The sequence below is a fragment of the Vibrio sp. CCB-PB317 genome, assembly GCF_022808245.1.
Taxonomy (GTDB): Bacteria; Pseudomonadota; Gammaproteobacteria; order Enterobacterales; family Vibrionaceae; genus Vibrio; species Vibrio diabolicus.
In genome coordinates, this window is record NZ_JALGNU010000001.1 from 1,556,814 (window position 1) to 1,575,869 (window position 19,056).

The following is a 19,056-nucleotide window of genomic DNA, read 5'->3' on the forward strand; positions in this document are numbered from 1 at the left end:
AAAAACCAGCCCGAAGGCTGGCAAACAAGGAGTTTGAGATGAAAATGAAAACGTTATAAAGCTTGCTGATATCCTATTTCTCAATAAGTTGGGTTGTGCGTTGAAGCCAGTTTTTATCTTGCGTATCAAGAAAAGGGCTAAGTGCTTGATAGACTCGTGAATGGTAATGATTGAGCCAGTCTAGCTCTGCTTGATCTAGCATTGATAAATCAAGGGCGTTGGTCGCAATTGGAGCAAGAGTGATAGTCTCAAAACCGTAGAACGTGCCGAACTCATTTTGTTCTACTTCTACAACTTTAAGAATGTTCTCTATTCTTACCCCGTACTCACCTTCGCGATAAACGCCTGGTTCATTAGTAATGACCATCCCCGGTTTTAGCTCAACCTCGTGGTGGCTTTGCGAGAAATTTTGTGGGCCTTCGTGAACATTCAAGCAAATGCCTACGCCGTGTCCAGTGCCGCACTTGTAATCAATACCATGTTGCCATAAGACGCCACGCGCCATGATATCAAGATTGGTACCCGTAGAGCCTTTCATGAATCGAGTCTGAGTCAGTCGGATGACCGCTTTGAGCACCAAGGTATAATCTTTGCGCTGCTTAATGGTCGGTGACCCGAAGTGGAAAGTACGGGTGATGTCTGTTGTCCCGCCAAGGTATTGGCCACCAGAATCGACGAGAAAGAAGTTGCTTTCATTGACTGCCGCATTGCTTTCTTCATCGGCGGCATAATGCATTTTTGCCCCGTGAGCTGCGAAGCCTGCGATAGTGCGGAAACTGTCACTCACATAATGTCGGGTTTGACGGCGATAGTGATTCAGTTGTGCCTCAGCAGACAATTCTGTAACGAGTCCGCTTGGAACTTGCTCTTCGAGCCAGTTCATAAACCTTACGATTGCCACACCATCATCTGTTAATGCCTGTTCTAGGCTAGTTAGCTCGGTCGCATTTTTTATGGCCTTCATTGCCGTTACAGGGCAAGCCATTGGCTTTAGATTCACATTCTGTTCAATCGAACTCACCAATAAGCTGTCTGTGTGGGTTGGGTTAAAAGCGAGCGATAATCCCTCACATTGCTGATTCAAATACTGACTTACGTAGTTGTAATGGCGAATGTGTACACTCTGCTCGGTCAGCGCTCTTTCAACGTCTTGAGGCAGTTTGGCTTTATCAATAAACAGTGTCGCAAGTGATTGCTCTACGATTAGATAGGCTTCAGAAACTGGGCAGTAATTAGTATCACCACCTCGAATATTCATTGTCCACATGACATCATCTAGCGTTGACACTAATAAGCTATCTACTTGGTTCTCGGTTAACCAAGAACGGATTCTCGCTAACTTATTTTCTGTGTCAACGCCAGCAAAAGCGGTGGGATGCTCGAATACGGGTGTACTTGGGCGAAGTGGTCTTTCAAGCCAAATCGGTGCGAGTAAATCCAGGTCGAGAATGATCTTAATGTTTTTCGCTTCAAAGGCATGTTTGAGGCCTTGATAAAAAGCGTAACTGATGGCGCGCCCGTCAACCGCTACAATACTGTTTTCTGGGAGCGTGGTAGCTAGCCATTTGGCAATTGTCGGCGTTTCTGGTTGTTTGGCTTTAAACAGTTCAAGTCCTGTGCCGTGTAACTGTTCTTCAGCTTGAATATAGTAACGACCATCAGTCCACAGGCCACCACCTTGTTGGGTAATGACGACATCGCCTGCAGAACCGGTAAAACCTGAAATCCAGCTTCGCGCTAACCAATGATCCGCTGAGTATTCACTGTTATGTGGATCATTGTTGGTCACGATATATGCAGACACGTTGTGAAAGGACATTGCCTCACGCAATAACGTAAGGCGTTGGTTTACTGAGTTAGTATTGTTCATTAAATGTTTCCTAAAGTCATATTTGAGCAATAGATATGATGCTGCTCCGAGCCTGTTTTTATTGGGTTCTGTTGCCCGCATACTTCTGTGGCTTCTGGGCATCGAGTACGAAAAACGCAACCGCTCGGTGGGTTAAGTGGAGAAGGAAGATCGCCGGGCAATAGTTGTATTTCACGGTCACGTGCTAATTGCGGATTAGCTATCGGGACAGCAGATAACAGTGCTTTGGTGTAGGGGTGTTGTGCATCATCAAATACTTTATCGTAACGTCCTACTTCCATAGGTTTACCAAGATACATCACCATAACGCGGTCGCTGATGTGGCGCACCACGCTTAAGTCGTGCGCAATCATTACCAGTGTTAACCCCATTTCTTGTTTAAGATCATCTAGAAGATTGATGACCTGAGCTTGTATGGAGACATCTAGCGCACTAACAGGTTCATCACACACGACCAAATCTGGATTGAGAATTAACGCTCTGGCAATGCCCACACGCTGGCATTGACCTCCGGAAAATTCATGTGGATAGCGGTTTCGCTGGCTCGCCAAGAGACCCACTTTATCCATCATAGCGATGACACGCTTTTCTACCTCTGCCCGTTTAAGTTGTGGCTCGTGGGTGAGCAGTGGTTCGGCGATGCATTCTGAGATGGTTAATCTCGGATTCAAACAAGCGGATGGGTCTTGAAACACCATCTGAAATTCTCTACGTCGAGAGGAAAGCTCTTTTTTACTAAACCCGAGCATGTCTTGACCTTTCCAAGTCAACTCGCCATGTGTAGGTTCAATTAAGCGAAGTAAGGCGCGTGCAAGCGTTGATTTTCCGCAGCCTGATTCCCCCACAATGCCAAGTGTTTCACCTCGATAAACATCTAAGTCGATACCATTGACCGCTTTAACGATTTTACGTCGACTTGGAATAAGGTGACGCGAAACAGGAAAGTGGACGTTTAAATCACGAGCAGACATGAGGACTTCTTTTTTATTCATAATGCCTCCTTAAGCTTTTATTTGAATAGGAGTGATAACACTGGGTGCGTTAACGTGACAGGCAATGGACTGGCTCGTGTTTAATGGGGAAAACAGTGGGGTTTCGTGTTGGCAACGCGTCTCTCGATGCTCGCACCGCTCTCTAAACGGACACCCTTGATGGTTAATCAACGCACTTGGTGGGTTACCTGGGATGGTTGGTAAACGCGGCATATCTTCAGTGATGGAAGGAATCGCCTTTAGCAGGCCTTGAGTGTAGGGGTGCGCAGGTTGAGCGAACAATGTCTCGGTATCGGATTGCTCCATTTTTTGACCACCATACATAACCAATACGCGATCACACATCTCGGCGACGACGCCCATATCGTGAGTGATCAGTAAAATTGCCGTGTTGAACTCTTGTTGTAAGTCTCGTAATAGCGTCAAAATTTGAGCCTGAACGGTCACATCTAACGCGGTGGTTGGTTCGTCTGCAATTAACAACTCGGGCTTACACAACAATGCCATCGCTATCATGATTCGCTGACGCATTCCGCCAGATAATTCGTGAGGGTATTGGTTCATCCGAGTTTCGGGAGAGGGAATACGCACCGCATCCAACATGTGAATCGATTCAATTTTTGCTTGTTTTCGGCTCATTCCTTTATGAATCATGAGAACTTCACAAAGCTGTTTGCCAATTTTCATGAATGGATTGAGTGACGTCATCGGATCTTGAAAGATCATTCCGATTTTCTCTGCTCGGATGCGGTTGATCTGTTTTTTCGACATCGCGAGTAAATCATCATCGTGGAACATCGCGCTGCCAGACACAGCGCCGTTATCCGCGGTTAACCCCATTAACGCGAAGACAGACTGGCTTTTTCCCGAACCTGACTCTCCAACAATTCCAAGAGTTTCGCCTGCTTTAATCGAGTAGGAGAGATTACTGACCGCTTGCACTTGCCCATCTGGCGTATCGAAGCGCACGTTCATGTTTTCAATAGATAGCATGGGTTTGTCCTTATCGGTCTTTCGGGTCAAGAGCATCACGCAAGCCATCACCGATGAAGTTAAAACAAAAGAGGGTGGCAACTAAAAACAGAGAGGGAAAAAGCAGCATCCACAATGCAACGTCAATCGTTTTTGCGCCTTCGGAAATCAGGATCCCCCAGCTTGTATCCGGTGGTTGAACACCAAGCCCTAAGAAGCTTAAAAACGATTCGAACATAATGAATCCAGGCACCATTAGGGAGGAATAAACCATCACGATACCAAGCACATTAGGCAGAACATGGCGTCGGACAATTGTCAATTTAGAAACCCCAATAGAGTGTGCGGCTTCGATGAATTCTCGCTTTTTGAGACCGAAGGTGACACCACGTACAACACGGGCAATGCCCAGCCAAGATACCATTCCGATCACGATAAAAATCAGGTAGATGTTGTTGCCAAAAAGGGTAACAAACAGGATAACCATAAACATAAATGGCACCGAATCGAGCACCTCAATAATGCGCATCATTACGCTATCGACAACGCCGCCAAGATAGCCGGAAATACTTCCCCAAATCGTACCAATAACAACGGCGACTAAGGCGCCAACAAAACCTACCAAAATAGAGAGCCTGCCGCCTTGCATCGTGCGAGCAAAGACATCTTGCCCGAGATCATCGGTACCAAAGTAATGACCACTGCTCAGTGAAGGTTTTCCTAGCTCGTATGGATCGATGAGCACTTCCCAGTCAATTTCATCATGGCCAAAAGCGGCAAGAGAGGGGCCGAAAGTGATGCATAAGGTAATGAACGCCAAAACATACACTGATGTCATCGCGGCTCTGTTTTTACGAAATCGAGTCCATGCATCCTGCCAAAGACTGCGACCTTCGACGGCTTCAATATTGTCGACGACTTGATCTTGAAGAGCTTGTGTATCCAGTTTTTTGATCGTTAACATGCCGGACTCCTAAACGCGTATACGAGGGTCGATAATCGTATATAGCAAGTCGACCACAAGGTTAAAGAAGATAGTGAGTGAAGCGACAATCAGAGTAATGCCCATTACTAGGCCGTAGTCGCGGTTGAGAGCTCCAGACACAAAGTGTTGTCCCATGCCACCTGTACCAAAGAAAATGTCGATAATCACCGAGCCTGTCACGACAGACACAAACGCAGGGCCGAGCATCGCAACGACGGGAATCAAGGATGGTCGCAAAGCGTGATGGAATAAAATGTAGGTTGTGGACAAACCTTTGGCTTTTGCCGTTCGAATGTATGGTTGGTTGAGCGTTTCAATCATTGCGCCACGCATGACGCGTGCAATACTCGCAATGGAGCCAATCGCTAAGCTGAGCACGGGAAGAACAAGAAAAGCCAGCTTTCCTCCTTCCCAACCACCAGCAGGGAACCAGCCAAGCTGAATAGCGAAAATCATGACTAAAACTGGAGCAAGCACGAACGCTGGAACTACAACTCCAGTCATCGAAAGTGTCATCAGGCCGTAATCTAGGCGGCTATTTCGGTTCAATGCCGCAATGGTGCCAACTAACATGCCAAGTGGAACGGAGATACAAAAAGAGAGTACGCCTAATACTGCTGAAACTGGCCATGATTGTGCGACGAGCTGTGTAACACTGAAGTCTTGATAAACGAAGCTCGGACCGAGATCTCCTTGTATGAAATTACCAATGTAAATCCAAAACTGAGTAAGGAAAGGTTGGTCCAGATGGAATTTTGCTTCAATATTCGCACGCACCACTTCTGGCATAGGCCGTTCCATATCAAATGGTCCCCCTGGTGCAATGTGCATCAGCCAAAATGATACGAGTGCGATGAATAGAAGCGTGGGGATAGCGATAGCTAATCGCTTAACAATGTACCAAATCATGATCCATCATCCTTTGGTCATCCGAAATCACTTCGAACGGTTATGAATAAAAAATGGTCTGAGCTCAGGTTGCCTTCTTCACCGAGAGATATGAGGAACGACAAGTAAACATTGAACTTGCCGACTCAGACCGAAAACATGCTTTTAGTGGGCTTTCACATAGACATTCTTGCGGTAATACGACGACTCAGGGTTTGTCAGTTCGTAGCCGCCCACATAAGGCTTGATGAGGTATTGATCGTTACCCGGACGATAAATAGGAATAATGGCCATGTCTTCAATCAGCATGCTTTCTGCTTGTAGATACAGTTCTGATGGATTGCTCATGGTCTTTGAACGAGCCATTAACTCGTCGTATTGCGGGTTGTTATAACGAGAATCGTTGTACTCGCCATTAGAAACAAAGATATCTAACCACGTAGAGGCTTCATTGTAGTCGGCCGTCCAGCCGCCGCGAGTAATGTCGGTTGGCTCTTTAAGTGCGTAGAACACTTTCGGTTCTAGCTGTTTTATCGTGACTTGCGCACCCAATCGGCTTTTCCACATGCCTGCCATGGTTGTTGCCATTTTTACGTCCATCGAGAAAGTTGGTACGGTAAACGTTAACTTAAGCGGATTGCTTTTATCGTATCCAGCTTCTGACAGTAATTGCTGCGCTTTTTCGATACGTTTATGGCGGTTCCAAGTTGCGAACTCAGGAGTGTGAGATTTAAAACCATCTGTTTGAGGGGGCACAAGGGTATACATTGGAACCCCACCGTTTCTCAAGATAGCACTCGTTAACAGTTGACGGTCAATGGCATATGAGAGGGCTTTACGGACCCGCACGTCTTTTGTTGGCCCTTGTTGAGTGTTGAGGTAATAGAATGTGGAGCCAAGAGACGCACTGGTGCTTGCCACTTCTTGTGGGCGTTGTTGAATTAACTTTTTCTTCTGGGCGGCAGGAATGGAAACCGCTTGGTCTATCTCACCAGCTAGGTAGCGGTTTAGCACTACGTTTGCATCACCAATTGGTAGCCAGGTGACTTTTTCCAGCACTACATTGCTTGCGTCCCAATAATGTGGATTTTTAACCATCACCAGTTTTTCGTTAACTTTCCATTCAGAGACAGTAAACGCACCATTTGTAACGATATGCTCAGGCTGGGTCCAACGGTTGCCATATTTTTCTACGGTCGCTTTGTGAACGGGGGCAAGCACTGGATGACTTAATAGTTTCGTAAAGAAGGGAATAGGCTCTTCGAGTGTTACCTGGAACGTTTTTTCATCCAGCGCTTTCACGCCCAAAGACTCGGGTGCGGCGTCGCCTTTCATAATGGCTTGCGAGTTTTCGATATTTGGAATGGCCGCAAACCAAGCGTAGGGTGAAGCAGTGCTTGGATTCAGTAAGCGTTGCCAGCTGTAGACAAAATCTTGTGCAGTGACCGTTTCGCCATTTGACCATTTTGCATCACGTAAGTGGAAGGTATAAACCGTATTGTTGTCATTGACTGACCAAGACTCAGCAACACCAGGAATGGTTTTACCTTGCTTATCTTGAATGACCAGACCTTCAAACAGGTCTCGACCGAGATTAAAAGCGGGCTCTGCGGCTTGCTTGGCTGGGTCAATAGAAGTAACTTCAGCTCCATTGTTTAGCGTAATTTCTTGTATCTCATCGAGGGTCACACCTGCGGGATGCGGCACGGCATAGCTTGATGTTGCCAGTATTGGACTCATCATCGACGCTAACAAAAGCAACTTAGGTAATTTCATCCTTGTCTCACTCTTTTCATCCTGAAAGATGCTAGAAATGTATATTGTATAAATTGTCCACACAATCGAGTTTTAACATTACTGTAACAGGGTGTCGGGTATTGAGCTGTCTGGTCTCAAAAAGTGAGCTAGGGGAATTTCTTTGAAGATCTGATATCAAGTTGGCATGACGGGAAGTAATTTTACTTAGATACAAATTAAAATCCCCTTCAAGCACAGGCTAGAAGGGGAAGATAGTCAGTCTGCTCTTCAAAAGGCACGACATTAACTGACTAGGAAGTGCTTTACGAACTCAGTGATTTTGACCATATCACTTACCGCGATAAACTCTTCTGTCGTGTGTACTTTTGCCATGCCAGTTGAAAGGTTGACCGTTGTGAGACCTTTCTTGTTAAAGTTGTTGGCATCGCTACCGCCGCCAGTGCCTTTTGTGAAGGCGTCAACTCCCAACTCTGAAAACGCTGCTTTTATAGCGTTTACGTGTGGGTGGTTTTCTTCAATAACAAAAGCGTCGTAGGCTCGGCTAGATTCAATTTCGACTTCTGCACCGTGTTTTTTACAGACAGACTCTAATGTTGAGATCATATGATTGACCTGAGCATCTAGTTTATCGCCATTCAGGGAGCGTGCTTCTGCCACGATTTTTAATTCAGGCATAACAATGTTTGTGGCCTGACCGCCGTTAACCATACCAATGTTGGCTGTCGTTTCTTCGTCGATTCGAAGCAGCTTCATTTGGTTGATGGCATCTGCCGCCACCATGATCGCACTGATGCCTTCTTCTGGCGCAAGCCCTGCGTGTGCTGGTCGACCTTTGATTTTTGCCATGATCTTTTGCTGGCCTGGGGCTGCGGTCACAATGGTGCCAATAGGGCCACCCGTATCTAACACGATTGCTTCCGTTGAAGTGACGTGTGACATATCGAAGTATTGTGAACCGAATAAACCGCCTTCTTCATACACGGTGAAAGCAAGTTCTAACGTTTTGTGCTCACGGTTTTCCGCTTGAATACAACGAACGGCTTCCATGATGGCAGCAATACCAGATTTATCATCGCCACCAAGAATCGTATTGCCTTTTGAACGGATAACGCCGTCTTCGATGAGTGGCTCAATGCCAATACCTGGAGTGACCGTATCCATATGACAGCTCATTAGAATAGAGCCGTCTTTTTTGCCGTCTAAACGGGCGTACACGTTAAAACCGTTAGAAATGTGCTCAGGTACTGGAAGTTTGCGTACGGTAAAGCCTAGCTCGCCTAGCTGTTCTGCCAGTGTTTCTGCAATTTGTTTTTCGTTTTTTGATTCGCTGTCGATACGTACTAGTTGGCAAAAGTGTTCAACTAAGCGTTCTTGATTGATGTTTGTCATTAGATGTCTCTTTTTCTGATCGAGCGTGAAGCCTTGTGGCTCGGCTCGATAGGGAACAGAGCACCACTTATGGCATAGTTACTTTTGAATAAAACTGAGGTGAATCAATAAAGGGGTATCCATGACACGATTCTGACCGATGAGCCTTTCGAACTGTATGAAGCGTCACGAAACATTACTTTTGATGTTTTGCAGGACCAAATGAATGAAGCAGATAGAAATAGGGGGCAATAGGCTTTCTATCCCTCTTTTACTTTTTGAGCTACGTTGCCAAGATAAAATGCCAAGGTAACAACTTGTTTACATTTTATGTGTTGGCGTAAAGCCGAAAATATCAATCTAATATATTGAAAATAAGCAGTTTGTTTGATGTTTAAGAAAGTGGGTTCGATGCGCTCTCTGTGTGTAACATATATTTTACAATCATGCGTAAAAATCGCCAAGATAAAGATTTCTCCCCACGTATTCCAATTTCTCAAGACCTGCGCCAAGTTAGAAAAATAAGTCCAAACAAAAGCTACTGAGACAAGGAGAAAGTCATGGTTGATGCATATAACCCACTAGGAACAGACGGATTTGAGTTTGTTGAATATACCGCTGCTGACAACAAAGGCATTCAACAGCTTAAAGATCTGTTTATATCGTTAGGTTTTGCGGAGATTGCAAAGCATCGCTCAAAAGAAGCGTGGTTATATCGACAAGGTGACATTAGCTTTATTGTGAATGCGCAGCCGCATAGCCAAGCTGAGGGATTCGCCAAAGTTCACGGTCCGTCGGTTTGTGGCATGGCATTTCGTGTGAAAGACGCCACCGTTGCTCTGGCGCATGCATTAGAGAATGGCGGTAAAGAATATAAAACGGAAATTGGGCCGATGGAGCTAAGCATTCCTGCTATTTATGGCATCGGTGAAAGCTTGCTTTATTTTGTCGACCGTTATGGAAAGCAGAGTATTTATGATGTCGATTTTCGTTTTTATGATGATGCTGATGAGCGTTTATCAAAAGCGAATGTTGGTCTTTACGAAATCGACCACTTAACGCACAACGTTAAGCAAGGCAACATGGATGTCTGGTCTGGTTTCTATGAGCGCATTGGTAACTTCCGCGAAATTCGTTATTTCGATATCGAAGGTAAGCTGACTGGTCTTGTCAGCCGTGCGATGACCGCACCTTGCGGCAAAATCCGAATTCCTATCAATGAGTCGTCAGATGATAAATCACAGATTGAAGAGTTTATCCGTGAATACAATGGCGAAGGTATTCAACACATCGCATTGACCACTGACGACATCTACGAAACGGTCAAAACCTTGCGTGAGCGAGGCATGGACTTTATGCCAACGCCAGATACTTATTACGAGAAAGTCGATCAGCGTGTTGAAGGCCACGGTGAAGATGTAAGCAAGCTTCGTGATTTGCAGATTCTTATTGATGGTGCACCAACGAAAGATGGCATCTTGCTACAAATCTTTACTCAAACCGTTATCGGCCCTGTGTTCTTCGAAATCATCCAACGTAAAGGCAATGAAGGCTTTGGCGAGGGTAACTTCAAAGCGTTGTTTGAATCGATAGAAGAAGACCAAATTCGCCGAGGAGTATTGAGCGATGCATAAATGGATCACATTCCCTCACCGGGAGGGAGTGTGCTCTAAACAAGCGCATGCTGACTTCCCGGAAGAGGCAATTTATGAACGTGAGGCAGGTCGAAGTGGCTTCTTCGGCCCCGCAACACATTTCCATCATCAACATGCCCCAACGGGGTGGTCTGAGTGGGAGGGCGAGCTACGTCCACGAGCGTTCGATTTTAATCTAGTCGAGAAAGCCAGCCATATTACCCCTTGGGCAGTCCCGCATCTATTACACAACGCGAATTGTAAAGTTCGTGTTTGGCGTATGGATGAAAAAATGGACTTCTTGGTGAGAAACGCTGATGGCGACGAACTGCTATTCATCCACCAAGGTACGGCAGATCTCTACTGTGATTATGGTCATTTGAAAGTGAGCGAAGGGGATTATGTCATGATCCCGCGCTCAACGAGCTGGCGTTTAGAACCAAGCGAGCCGATGTTCATTTTGATGATCGAAAACACCGATGCGGCCTATACATTGCCCGAAAAAGGCATGGTTGGAAACCACGCGGTGTTTGATCCAGCGGTTTTGGAAACGCCGTCGATCAACGATCAGTTCCGTGATCAATATTCTGAGAATCAAACACAGGTTCAGGTGAAACGGCACGATAAAGTCAGTGTTATCACTTACCCATTCAACCCGTTGGATGCGATTGGCTGGCATGGTGATTTGGCGGTAGTAAAAGTGAACTGGCGTGATATTCGTCCACTTATGTCACATCGTTACCACTTACCGCCTTCTGCACATACTACATTTGTAGGAGCAGGATTTGTGGTGTGCACCTTTGTTCCTCGTCCGATTGAAAGTGATCCCGGAGCGCTCAAAGTACCGTTCTATCACAACAATGACGATTATGACGAAGTCTTGTTCTACCATGCAGGTGACTTCTTTAGTCGTGACAACATTGAAGCGGGTATGGTGACATTCCATCCAGCAGGTTTTACACATGGTCCTCACCCGAAAGCTTTCAAAGCAGGGCGAGAGCATAAGAAGACTTTTACCGACGAAGTCGCGGTGATGATAGATACGCGCCACGCGCTTCAGTTCTCGGATGAACTGGAAAAAGTAGAAAACAAAGAATACGTCTATAGCTGGCAAGAGAAGTAAGAGGCAAGGATGAAATTAGCAACCAAGAAAAATGGCACTCGTGACGGTTTGTTGATGGTCGTGAGCAAAGACTTAACGCGCTGCGTACCTGCGACAGAAATTTTCCACCCAATGAATTTGGCAGCGACGATGCAGGTGGCACTTGATAACTGGGATGCGCTAGCACCGCAACTGGAAGAGCTGTACGTCGCACTGAACAACGGTACGGTCGCAGGGTATGAAGAGTTTGAAGCGCATTACTGCGAGTCGCCGCTTCCTCGCGCTTATCAGTGGGCTGATGGCAGTGCTTACGTAAACCACGTTGAGTTGGTTCGAAAAGCTCGCGGCGCTGAAATGCCTGAAAGTTTTTGGACGGATCCGTTGATGTACCAAGGAGGCTCTGATGCCTTTATTGGTCCTTGTGACAACATCGAGTTTGCCAGTGATGAATGGGGTATTGATTTCGAAGGCGAAGTTGCTGTGGTAACTGGTGACGTCCCGATGGGCGCAAGTGTTGCAGAGGCTCAGGAGTCGATTCGTTTGATCATGCTGGTGAATGATGTCTCACTGCGTGGCCTAATTCCCGCAGAATTAGCTAAAGGGTTTGGTTTTTTCCAATCTAAACCTTCTTCTGCGTTTTCTCCGGTGGCAGTAACACCTGACGAACTAGGCGATGCGTGGTACGAAAACAAAGTGCATTTACCACTGGTCTCGACCTACAACCACAAGCCGTTTGGTCGCCCAAATGCGGGTATCGATATGACGTTTGATTTTGCAGACTTAATTGTTCACGCGACTAAAACGCGCCCGCTATCTGCTGGGGCGATTATTGGTTCTGGCACGGTATCTAATAAGCAAGGCACCGAACATGGCACTTCGATTGAGGAGGGTGGCGTTGGCTATTCATGTATCGCGGAAGTTCGTATGATTGAAACCATTCGTGATGGTAAACCGTCGACTAACTTCATGTCGTTTGGCGACTCAATCAAACTGGAAATGTTCGATGCGGATGGCAACAACATCTTTGGCTCGATTGACCAACAAGTTAGCCAATATCTCAAGCATTAAGAGCGCCAGTTGGGAGACGATATGAGCGATAGCATGGTTTTGTACGGATATTGGCGGTCTTCAGCGGCGTATCGTGTGCGTATTTGTTTGAATCTTAAAGAGTTATCGTATGATTCAAAATCGGTACACTTGGTGCGCAATGGTGGCGAACAACACAGTGACGAGTACCATGAATTAAACGCTTCTGAACTGGTTCCTGTACTGGTGGATGGGGAGGTTCAGTTAACCCAGTCACTGGTCATCATTCAATACTTAGAAGAACACTATCCGGATGTCACTGTGATCCCCGAGCAAACGCCGCTTCGATATCAAGCACTAGCTTTGGCTCAGGATATTGCAATAGAGGTTCATCCCCTGAATAACTTGAGAGTTCTACAGTATTTAGAGGGGGAGTTAGCTTGCGAGCCAGAGCGCAAAGTCGCTTGGATTCATCACTGGATCCACAAAGGTTTTGCAGCATTAGAAGAGAAACTTCAGAAGCATCGTAAACTAAATGGTGATTGTAAGTTTAGCCTGACAAGCTCGCCATCTATTGTCGATATTTGTCTGGTACCACAATTTTATAACGCACAACGCTTTGGTGTAGATACTTCTCTTTACCCAACCATTAACGCTGTTGTGCAAGCATGCAATCAACTGCCTGCATTTATTGATGCGATGCCAGAGAATCAGCCAGACGCTAATAGTTGATTCTTAGCATCATAATGTATTAACAAAATTTAAACGAGCCAATCCGAGTGTGTGATTGGCTCGTTTTTATTGGGGAGTCAAATTTTCTGTATCACGCTATCGTAGTGGCTCCTCAAAATTGCGAGGTTTTGTTGCTCTGCATAGCATTTCCATTTACGCTTTGAGCAACGAGTTGTTTTGGATGCACTTTATTTATGACCAACATTTTTATCATTGTTGTTCTTCTGGTTTTATTCTTCTTTGTTATTCAAAAGTACGTGATTAAGCACGACGACACGCGTGATTATCCTTATCGCTCGAAAGGTCCTCTGCTCAGAGGTCAAGAGGGTGCGTTCTATAATGCGTTAAGAGCGGCGGTAGGGGAGCATGCCGTAGTATTCGCGAAAGTAAACATGTCCAGTTTGGTTACGCCAAAAGAAATCAAAAATAAGAAGCAGTTTTTTGTCGCGAACAATCGCATATCTCGAAGTTATTTTGATTACGTTATTTGTGATCCTAGGACGCTAGAGCCGCGTGTGATCGTTGAATTGGATAACGGGCAAGAGTTAAGCAAGGGCAAGGTAGAAAGACAAAAGTTACTGATTCATGTTTGTAAGACGGCCAACCTGCCTTTAATCGGCGCTTCTGTAAAGCACAGTTATCAAGTCGGGCGATTACGTCGTTTGCTTGCTGCACACATTGATTTGATTGAGCCTGACAAGGAAGTACGCTTTTGTAAAAAATGCGGCAGTCCGATGATCATTAAAACCGCAAGCCAAGGTGAATTCAAAGGTCGACGCTTCTTTACTTGCAGCCGCCAACCAAATTGTACTTACACCGAGAATTACAATGTGGTGTTTGATTCGGACGACTAAAGACGACAGTTGAACAGCAAAACGGATGAGTCTTTGATTCGAGATAATCAAAGCCTTTTTTGTATCAGTCCCCAAGGCAAGACCTATACTTTGAAAAAGAGTGCAGAATAGGGAAGCCATATGCGATACGGATGGATTTTGTCAGCGTTGTTCATCGCATCTAATGTTAGTGCGATACCTAATTTGAAACCACTGGAGTGTGAGTTAACGGAGACACCCCAAGATCATTTCTTGTTTTACCGAGAGCAAATGGTTTACCACAGTGAGCAGTTTGTTATATTTCAAAACTTCAAAGGCAGGGTGAGCACTCAAGTGGATGTTAAAACAGGAGAGTTGATCCGTACAACCTATATCGGCGAACCATTTAAACCTAAATATCAGATTTTGTTTGGTACTTGCCCCAATGTATCGCAAACCTTACAGATTTGGATGCTCAGTGAAGTACCTTACGACAATTAAGTGAGATAATAAAAGTTATATAGATCACACTTTTAAACCCTACAGGCCCAGTCCTTGTCGATAAAATCATCTGAAAACGCGTGTTGAGTTTACATTTTCGCCAAACGGTTCAAAGTTGGCAAATTTGTGCTTGCACCGTCGTTCGCTTATAGCTAATATCCTCGTCGTTCCAGAGAAATGCGTCCGTAGCTCAGCTGGTTAGAGTATCGCCTTGACATGGCGGGGGTCGGTGGTTCGAGTCCACTCGGACGCACCATTCTGAATTGAATGGTTAGGAACACAAAATTTGGGTCCGTAGCTCAGTTGGTTAGAGTACTACCTTGACATGGTAGGGGTCGGCGATTCGAGTTCGCCCGGACCCACCAAATTTTAGAAAAAGCCCACCAAACGGTGGGCTTTTTTGTATTCATAATTTGTTGATACTCAGATTTAAACACCTTACTTTTCCTTTGCACACTTTCTACAAATACTCTGCATTGCCATCAGTGTAAATTTGAGTGGTTTTACAAGAATTTAACTCGTTCATCTAAACATTCATTGGAGCCCATTTCGAATTCGCGGCAAATCCAAGGCCTATTTTCATAAATCGTACACATTAATGTGTCTCTGTCTAAAGCTGCACACCAACCATCATTTAGCCGCATCATGGTTTCGCCTCCATACTGGTCACGTGCAATAAACTCTTCAGGTACGCCAGTATCTGAAATAATCATAACCTCGAGACGGCAACAACAAGCCTTACAGTTAGAGCAAGATACATCAGAGGGCAGGGGAGAGGGAGTTTTAGTTGGTATAATCATGAATAACTACAATTTGGTCAATTGTGCATGGTACCGTAAATTTAACACGAATGAACTTTATTTCTAAAATAGAAAACCCTATGAATGGTAAACCTAGTGAACGCATTTTATGCGTTCACTTGCGCGCCTTTCCGAGTAAGTCGGTCGAACTGACAGTGATTCACACCAATTAACCTTATAGTCAGTATAAATTTGAACGCGATTTTTTGTTATACACGTACTTTACACAAGATCTGCTTCTGTAAAGTTTGTTTTAAATGTGAAAGCAAATGGCGTATCTCCGTTTTCGCGCAAATGCTGAAGGCGTAACAAGGCTTCTTGTGGTGTTGGTATATAACCGTCTTCTACCCACCACAGAACATAGCTATCCTCCGCTAAACGATGAAACCATTCGCTTTTTCGGCGCATGAAATCTCTATGACCGGTACGAAACATAAAGTTTTTAAGTGAGTCAGTACTTTCCCAAATAGACATGTTTACAATCATGTTCGGGTCATCAAATAATTTAATGCTTGTTGCATCGCCGGAGTCGTCTTTTAGACGCCAGATAAAGCCTTCACTTTCTTCAGCTATACCATTAATTAAGTCCAAATTGTCTACGAACTCTTTAATTTCTGGTGCATCCAAAGGGTATTTAGCAAGCGCAATATTTAATTGAGCTAATTTCATTTCATGACCCTCCCTGGTCGATAAGCCTGTAATGCTGGTAAAAAGCTCTAAGTAGCTTTTCCTATTTTATCATGCAGTGTGTTGCTAGTGCCTTCAAAGGTCAATTAGAAAGTTAGTGACTGTGGCGAGTCATTGGATGGCAAAAAAGTCGTTTTATACATTGGTTATGTTGAGCACAAGCCCCTCTTTTCTCGCGATTATCGTCGGTAAGTCTCACTCAAGAGAGTTGCTATCTTGGATATGCAGCAGTACTCTCATTTTCTGTGGCAAGCCTTGCGCTTCTATACTTCTTATTGAGATTCGATCCTCACTTTTTGGTGTGTGAACGTGAGATAGTGTTCATGTCACTCTTTAATTTAAGTTGTTTGGCTGAACGTTAGGAGGAACTTTGATTACAAAGATAACAAGAAATGCCATTTTGCTTGGCCTAGTTCCCATTGCAGTTTTTGTTGTGGCTTTTAATTCAATAGCCAATTTTTACATCAGCTATATCAAAGAGACTAAAATAGACACCTATGTCGATTATTTACACCAACGATCCATGTATTTGGATGAGGCGATTGTAAAGCAGGTTTCGCAGTTAGATTTCACGTGCAGTAATAGTGATGTTAGAACATTACGCGACCCACGTTTTTATAATCGTTACATCCGTTTTATTGCGATGGAAACGAATGACGGTAAAACATGCTCCACGATTGGTCGCGAAGTATCTCATTTATCCAATGCGCAACGATTTCAGCTTGGCGAAAACTTTTTTGTATCACTTATTTTACCGGAACACCAAGATCAAGTTGAGTGGATGGTCATTTATGAAAATGAACATGTCGAAGTTATCTGGGTTCTCGATAATAGTTGGGTTAAAGAAGTGATCAAAACGCCTTGTGAAGACTGTTTGTTCGTCGAGTTTATATATGATGAGCCTGTATTTGGAGATTTAACAATAAGTCGAGGAAAACCAGCCATTGCAGCAGAAGAAGCGGCAGTTTCAAAGGAGTTATTCTTCTCGGCTGATTCTCAAGCCAATATGCTCATCAAAATACACAGTGGCGAGAAACTGAAGAGCTATGCTCAGGAAAGAGTCTTTCTATGGGGAGGCCTAGTCAGTGTGCTTATGGGGCTGGCTTTTGCGTTTGTATATGTGTCCAGTAAGAGCTTGAGAAAGTCTATCAAAGGCTTGATCCAGAATGGGATTAATAATGCGGAATTTGTCCCTTATTACCAAGCGATTGTCGATAGCCGTGATGGTGCGACAGTGGGGTATGAAGCACTGATTCGGTGGTCTCGTCGTGAGGGTATGGTGTCGCCAAACATGTTCATTGGCGCTGCAGAAGAAAGTGGTCTGATTGTCCCAATGACGAATCAGCTTATTCGTAAAATCATACAAGATCTTAGTGTATTACCTGAGCATGTGTGGGTCAGCATCAATATTGTTTCTTCCCATTTAGAATCAGGTGAACTCACTAAGTTACTGTCAGAACTGAATTGGCCATGTCCGAAGAGAGTGCATTTTGAGTTGACCGAGCGAATTCCTGTAAAAGATACAGAGGCAGCGAAAAAAGAGATTTTGTATCTGGCGAGTAAAGGCTACAAGTTCAAAATTGACGATTTTGGGACTGGGTATGGCGGCTTTTCTTATTTGCAAGATCTGGGTATCCGATGCTTAAAAGTGGATAAGATGTTCATCGATCCAATAGGCTCTGATGACCAAAAATTGAAAGTGTTAGATTCTATTGTCTCGGCAGCAAAGAAAGCGGAATGTGAGATGATTGCAGAAGGTGTAGAGAGCGAGGCTCAAGTCGCGTATTTGGCTCAGCATTCTATTTACCTTATTCAAGGGTATGTCTACGCTAAACCAGAGCCTATTAACAACCTTGTGATGACTTAAAGCAAGGCATAATGGGGCGTATTCATTATTAAAGGTGTCTTTCGGCACCTTTTTTATTGCTGAACCTTTTTGGGTTCACTGTTCCATAAAAAACCTGTTGAAGTCTTAGAATTCAAACAGAGTTTACAGAGAATATGAACGCCCGATTTTAGCATCGGGCGTTAGGATTTTACTTAGGAAGAAAGGGCGGCTTTTTTGGTTTTTAATGAAGCGATCAATTGAGGGAGCAATGACATAACAATCATCCCTAGCATCAAGCTGTATTGGAGAGGGGTGAAAGTCTCACCTAATAGCAGCAAACCTGACACAATGCCCGCAACGGGGTTGGCAATGCCACCAAAAGTAAAGTCAACGACCGACATACGCTGCAATAGCCAAACATACATGCCGTAGCCTAATGCAGTGTTCAGAATGATCACCCACAGCAGCCCAAGGGTGTTCGTCATTGATAAGTTTTGAATGGCTGTAACGTATGGCTCTGGATTGTTTATTGCTAGCACGCTTGTTGCGACAGACATAATCACACCACCCAAAATGAGCTGCCATGTTAATACTGTCCACCAATGCATTTTCGTTCCTAGTGATTTCGTTACGCTACTGCCTACCACAATACACATGATGGCGGAGATCATCGCCAGCAAACCCATAGGGTTGAGCGAAATAGAACTAGGATCAAATAAGAACCAAGCCAAAGCAATCAAAGTCGCTCCACTTATTGCCTGTATTGCGCTTGGCTGGCGCTTATAGACTACCCAGCCAAACAGCATCGCAAAAACGGGCACTGATACCATACCTACACCTGAGATCGCAGAAGGAAGCGTCAACGCCATGACAAAAATGAGACCAAAGAAGCAAGCGATGTTGATAGTTCCTAAAACAAGCAGCACTTTCCATTCACTCTTTTTCGGGGAAGATGGCTTTATTGCGAGCAACAAAAGACCCGCAGGCAATGCTCTTAGCGCACCAAGTAAAACGGGAGGCCAGTCCGGAAGCGTAAACTGAGTAACAGCATAAGTTGTCCCCCAAAAAAAAGCCGGGATCATTGCAAGCAAAATGTTCATG

The 19,056-nt window shown here is 44.8% G+C and carries 17 protein-coding genes and 2 tRNA genes; 9 read left to right on the forward strand and 10 right to left on the reverse strand.

Annotated features, from left to right (window positions below; all coding sequences use genetic code 11):
* Positions 1–73 precede the first annotated feature (73 nt).
* The 7 genes from MTR11_RS07200 to MTR11_RS07230 form a co-directional block, all read right to left on the reverse strand.
* On the reverse strand, positions 74–1,870 hold the full coding sequence (locus MTR11_RS07200) for an aminopeptidase P family protein (protein ID WP_243327212.1): 1,797 nt from the start codon (positions 1,868–1,870) through the stop codon (positions 74–76).
* On the reverse strand, positions 1,870–2,862 hold the full coding sequence (locus tag MTR11_RS07205) for an ABC transporter ATP-binding protein (protein WP_238970302.1): 993 nt from the start codon (positions 2,860–2,862) through the stop codon (positions 1,870–1,872). Before MTR11_RS07205 ends, MTR11_RS07200 begins: the two co-directional genes overlap by 1 nt.
* Before the next feature lie 9 nt (positions 2,863–2,871).
* Positions 2,872–3,855, reverse strand: coding sequence for an ABC transporter ATP-binding protein (locus tag MTR11_RS07210; RefSeq protein WP_243327213.1), 984 nt, complete (start codon positions 3,853–3,855; stop codon positions 2,872–2,874).
* A gap of 10 nt (positions 3,856–3,865) precedes the next feature.
* Complete coding sequence (locus MTR11_RS07215; RefSeq protein WP_005377839.1) at positions 3,866–4,798, reverse strand: ABC transporter permease subunit; 933 nt, start codon at positions 4,796–4,798, stop codon at positions 3,866–3,868.
* 9 nt (positions 4,799–4,807) lie between these two features.
* Positions 4,808–5,728 (reverse strand): oligopeptide ABC transporter permease OppB, encoded by a 921-nt coding sequence (gene oppB / locus MTR11_RS07220; protein ID WP_243327214.1) that lies wholly within the window; start codon positions 5,726–5,728, stop codon positions 4,808–4,810.
* Positions 5,729–5,872: 144 nt separating this feature from the next.
* Positions 5,873–7,483: a peptide ABC transporter substrate-binding protein gene (locus tag MTR11_RS07225; RefSeq protein ID WP_243327215.1), complete on the reverse strand. Its 1,611-nt coding sequence runs from the start codon at positions 7,481–7,483 to the stop codon at positions 5,873–5,875.
* 264 nt (positions 7,484–7,747) lie between these two features.
* Positions 7,748–8,854 (reverse strand): M20/M25/M40 family metallo-hydrolase, encoded by a 1,107-nt coding sequence (locus tag MTR11_RS07230; RefSeq protein WP_243327216.1) that lies wholly within the window; start codon positions 8,852–8,854, stop codon positions 7,748–7,750.
* A 539-nt stretch (positions 8,855–9,393) separates the two neighbouring features.
* Here MTR11_RS07230 and hppD point away from each other — a divergent pair.
* From hppD to MTR11_RS07270, 8 genes are all read left to right on the forward strand, one after another.
* Entirely contained in the window at positions 9,394–10,467 is a 1,074-nt protein-coding gene (hppD, locus tag MTR11_RS07235) for a 4-hydroxyphenylpyruvate dioxygenase (protein ID WP_005377835.1), read from the forward strand.
* The gene (locus MTR11_RS07240) at positions 10,460–11,590 is read left to right on the forward strand and encodes a homogentisate 1,2-dioxygenase (protein WP_031780345.1); all 1,131 of its coding nucleotides are present in this window, start codon (positions 10,460–10,462) and stop codon (positions 11,588–11,590) included. The genes hppD and MTR11_RS07240 overlap by 8 nt, the downstream gene beginning before the upstream one ends.
* Positions 11,591–11,599: 9 nt before the next feature.
* Positions 11,600–12,637, forward strand: coding sequence for a fumarylacetoacetate hydrolase family protein (locus MTR11_RS07245; protein ID WP_170902090.1), 1,038 nt, complete (start codon positions 11,600–11,602; stop codon positions 12,635–12,637).
* Positions 12,638–12,658: 21 nt separating this feature from the next.
* Complete coding sequence (gene maiA, locus MTR11_RS07250) at positions 12,659–13,327, forward strand: maleylacetoacetate isomerase (protein WP_164666142.1); 669 nt, start codon at positions 12,659–12,661, stop codon at positions 13,325–13,327.
* Between the two features lie 194 nt (positions 13,328–13,521).
* Positions 13,522–14,181 (forward strand): DUF2726 domain-containing protein, encoded by a 660-nt coding sequence (locus MTR11_RS07255; protein WP_104971617.1) that lies wholly within the window; start codon positions 13,522–13,524, stop codon positions 14,179–14,181.
* Between the two features lie 120 nt (positions 14,182–14,301).
* Positions 14,302–14,640, forward strand: coding sequence for a hypothetical protein (locus MTR11_RS07260; protein ID WP_046874875.1), 339 nt, complete (start codon positions 14,302–14,304; stop codon positions 14,638–14,640).
* A 179-nt stretch (positions 14,641–14,819) separates the two neighbouring features.
* Positions 14,820–14,896 (forward strand) — tRNA-Val (locus MTR11_RS07265).
* Positions 14,897–14,928: 32 nt separating this feature from the next.
* Positions 14,929–15,005: transfer RNA gene (locus MTR11_RS07270), tRNA-Val, on the forward strand.
* Positions 15,006–15,143: 138 nt separating this feature from the next.
* On the opposite strand, the gene MTR11_RS07275 is transcribed toward MTR11_RS07270, so the two are convergent.
* Complete coding sequence (locus tag MTR11_RS07275; RefSeq protein WP_074191235.1) at positions 15,144–15,440, reverse strand: YkgJ family cysteine cluster protein; 297 nt, start codon at positions 15,438–15,440, stop codon at positions 15,144–15,146.
* A gap of 222 nt (positions 15,441–15,662) precedes the next feature.
* Entirely contained in the window at positions 15,663–16,109 is a 447-nt protein-coding gene (locus MTR11_RS07280) for a DUF3291 domain-containing protein (protein WP_046874876.1), read from the reverse strand.
* A 388-nt stretch (positions 16,110–16,497) separates the two neighbouring features.
* On the opposite strand from MTR11_RS07280, the gene MTR11_RS07285 reads away from it, so the two are divergent.
* Positions 16,498–17,994, forward strand: coding sequence for an EAL domain-containing protein (locus MTR11_RS07285; protein ID WP_243327217.1), 1,497 nt, complete (start codon positions 16,498–16,500; stop codon positions 17,992–17,994).
* A gap of 173 nt (positions 17,995–18,167) precedes the next feature.
* Here MTR11_RS07285 and MTR11_RS07290 read toward each other — a convergent pair whose 3' ends face one another.
* The gene (locus MTR11_RS07290) at positions 18,168–19,055 is read right to left on the reverse strand and encodes a DMT family transporter (protein WP_243327218.1); all 888 of its coding nucleotides are present in this window, start codon (positions 19,053–19,055) and stop codon (positions 18,168–18,170) included.
* Between the last annotated feature and the right edge of the window lies 1 nt (position 19,056).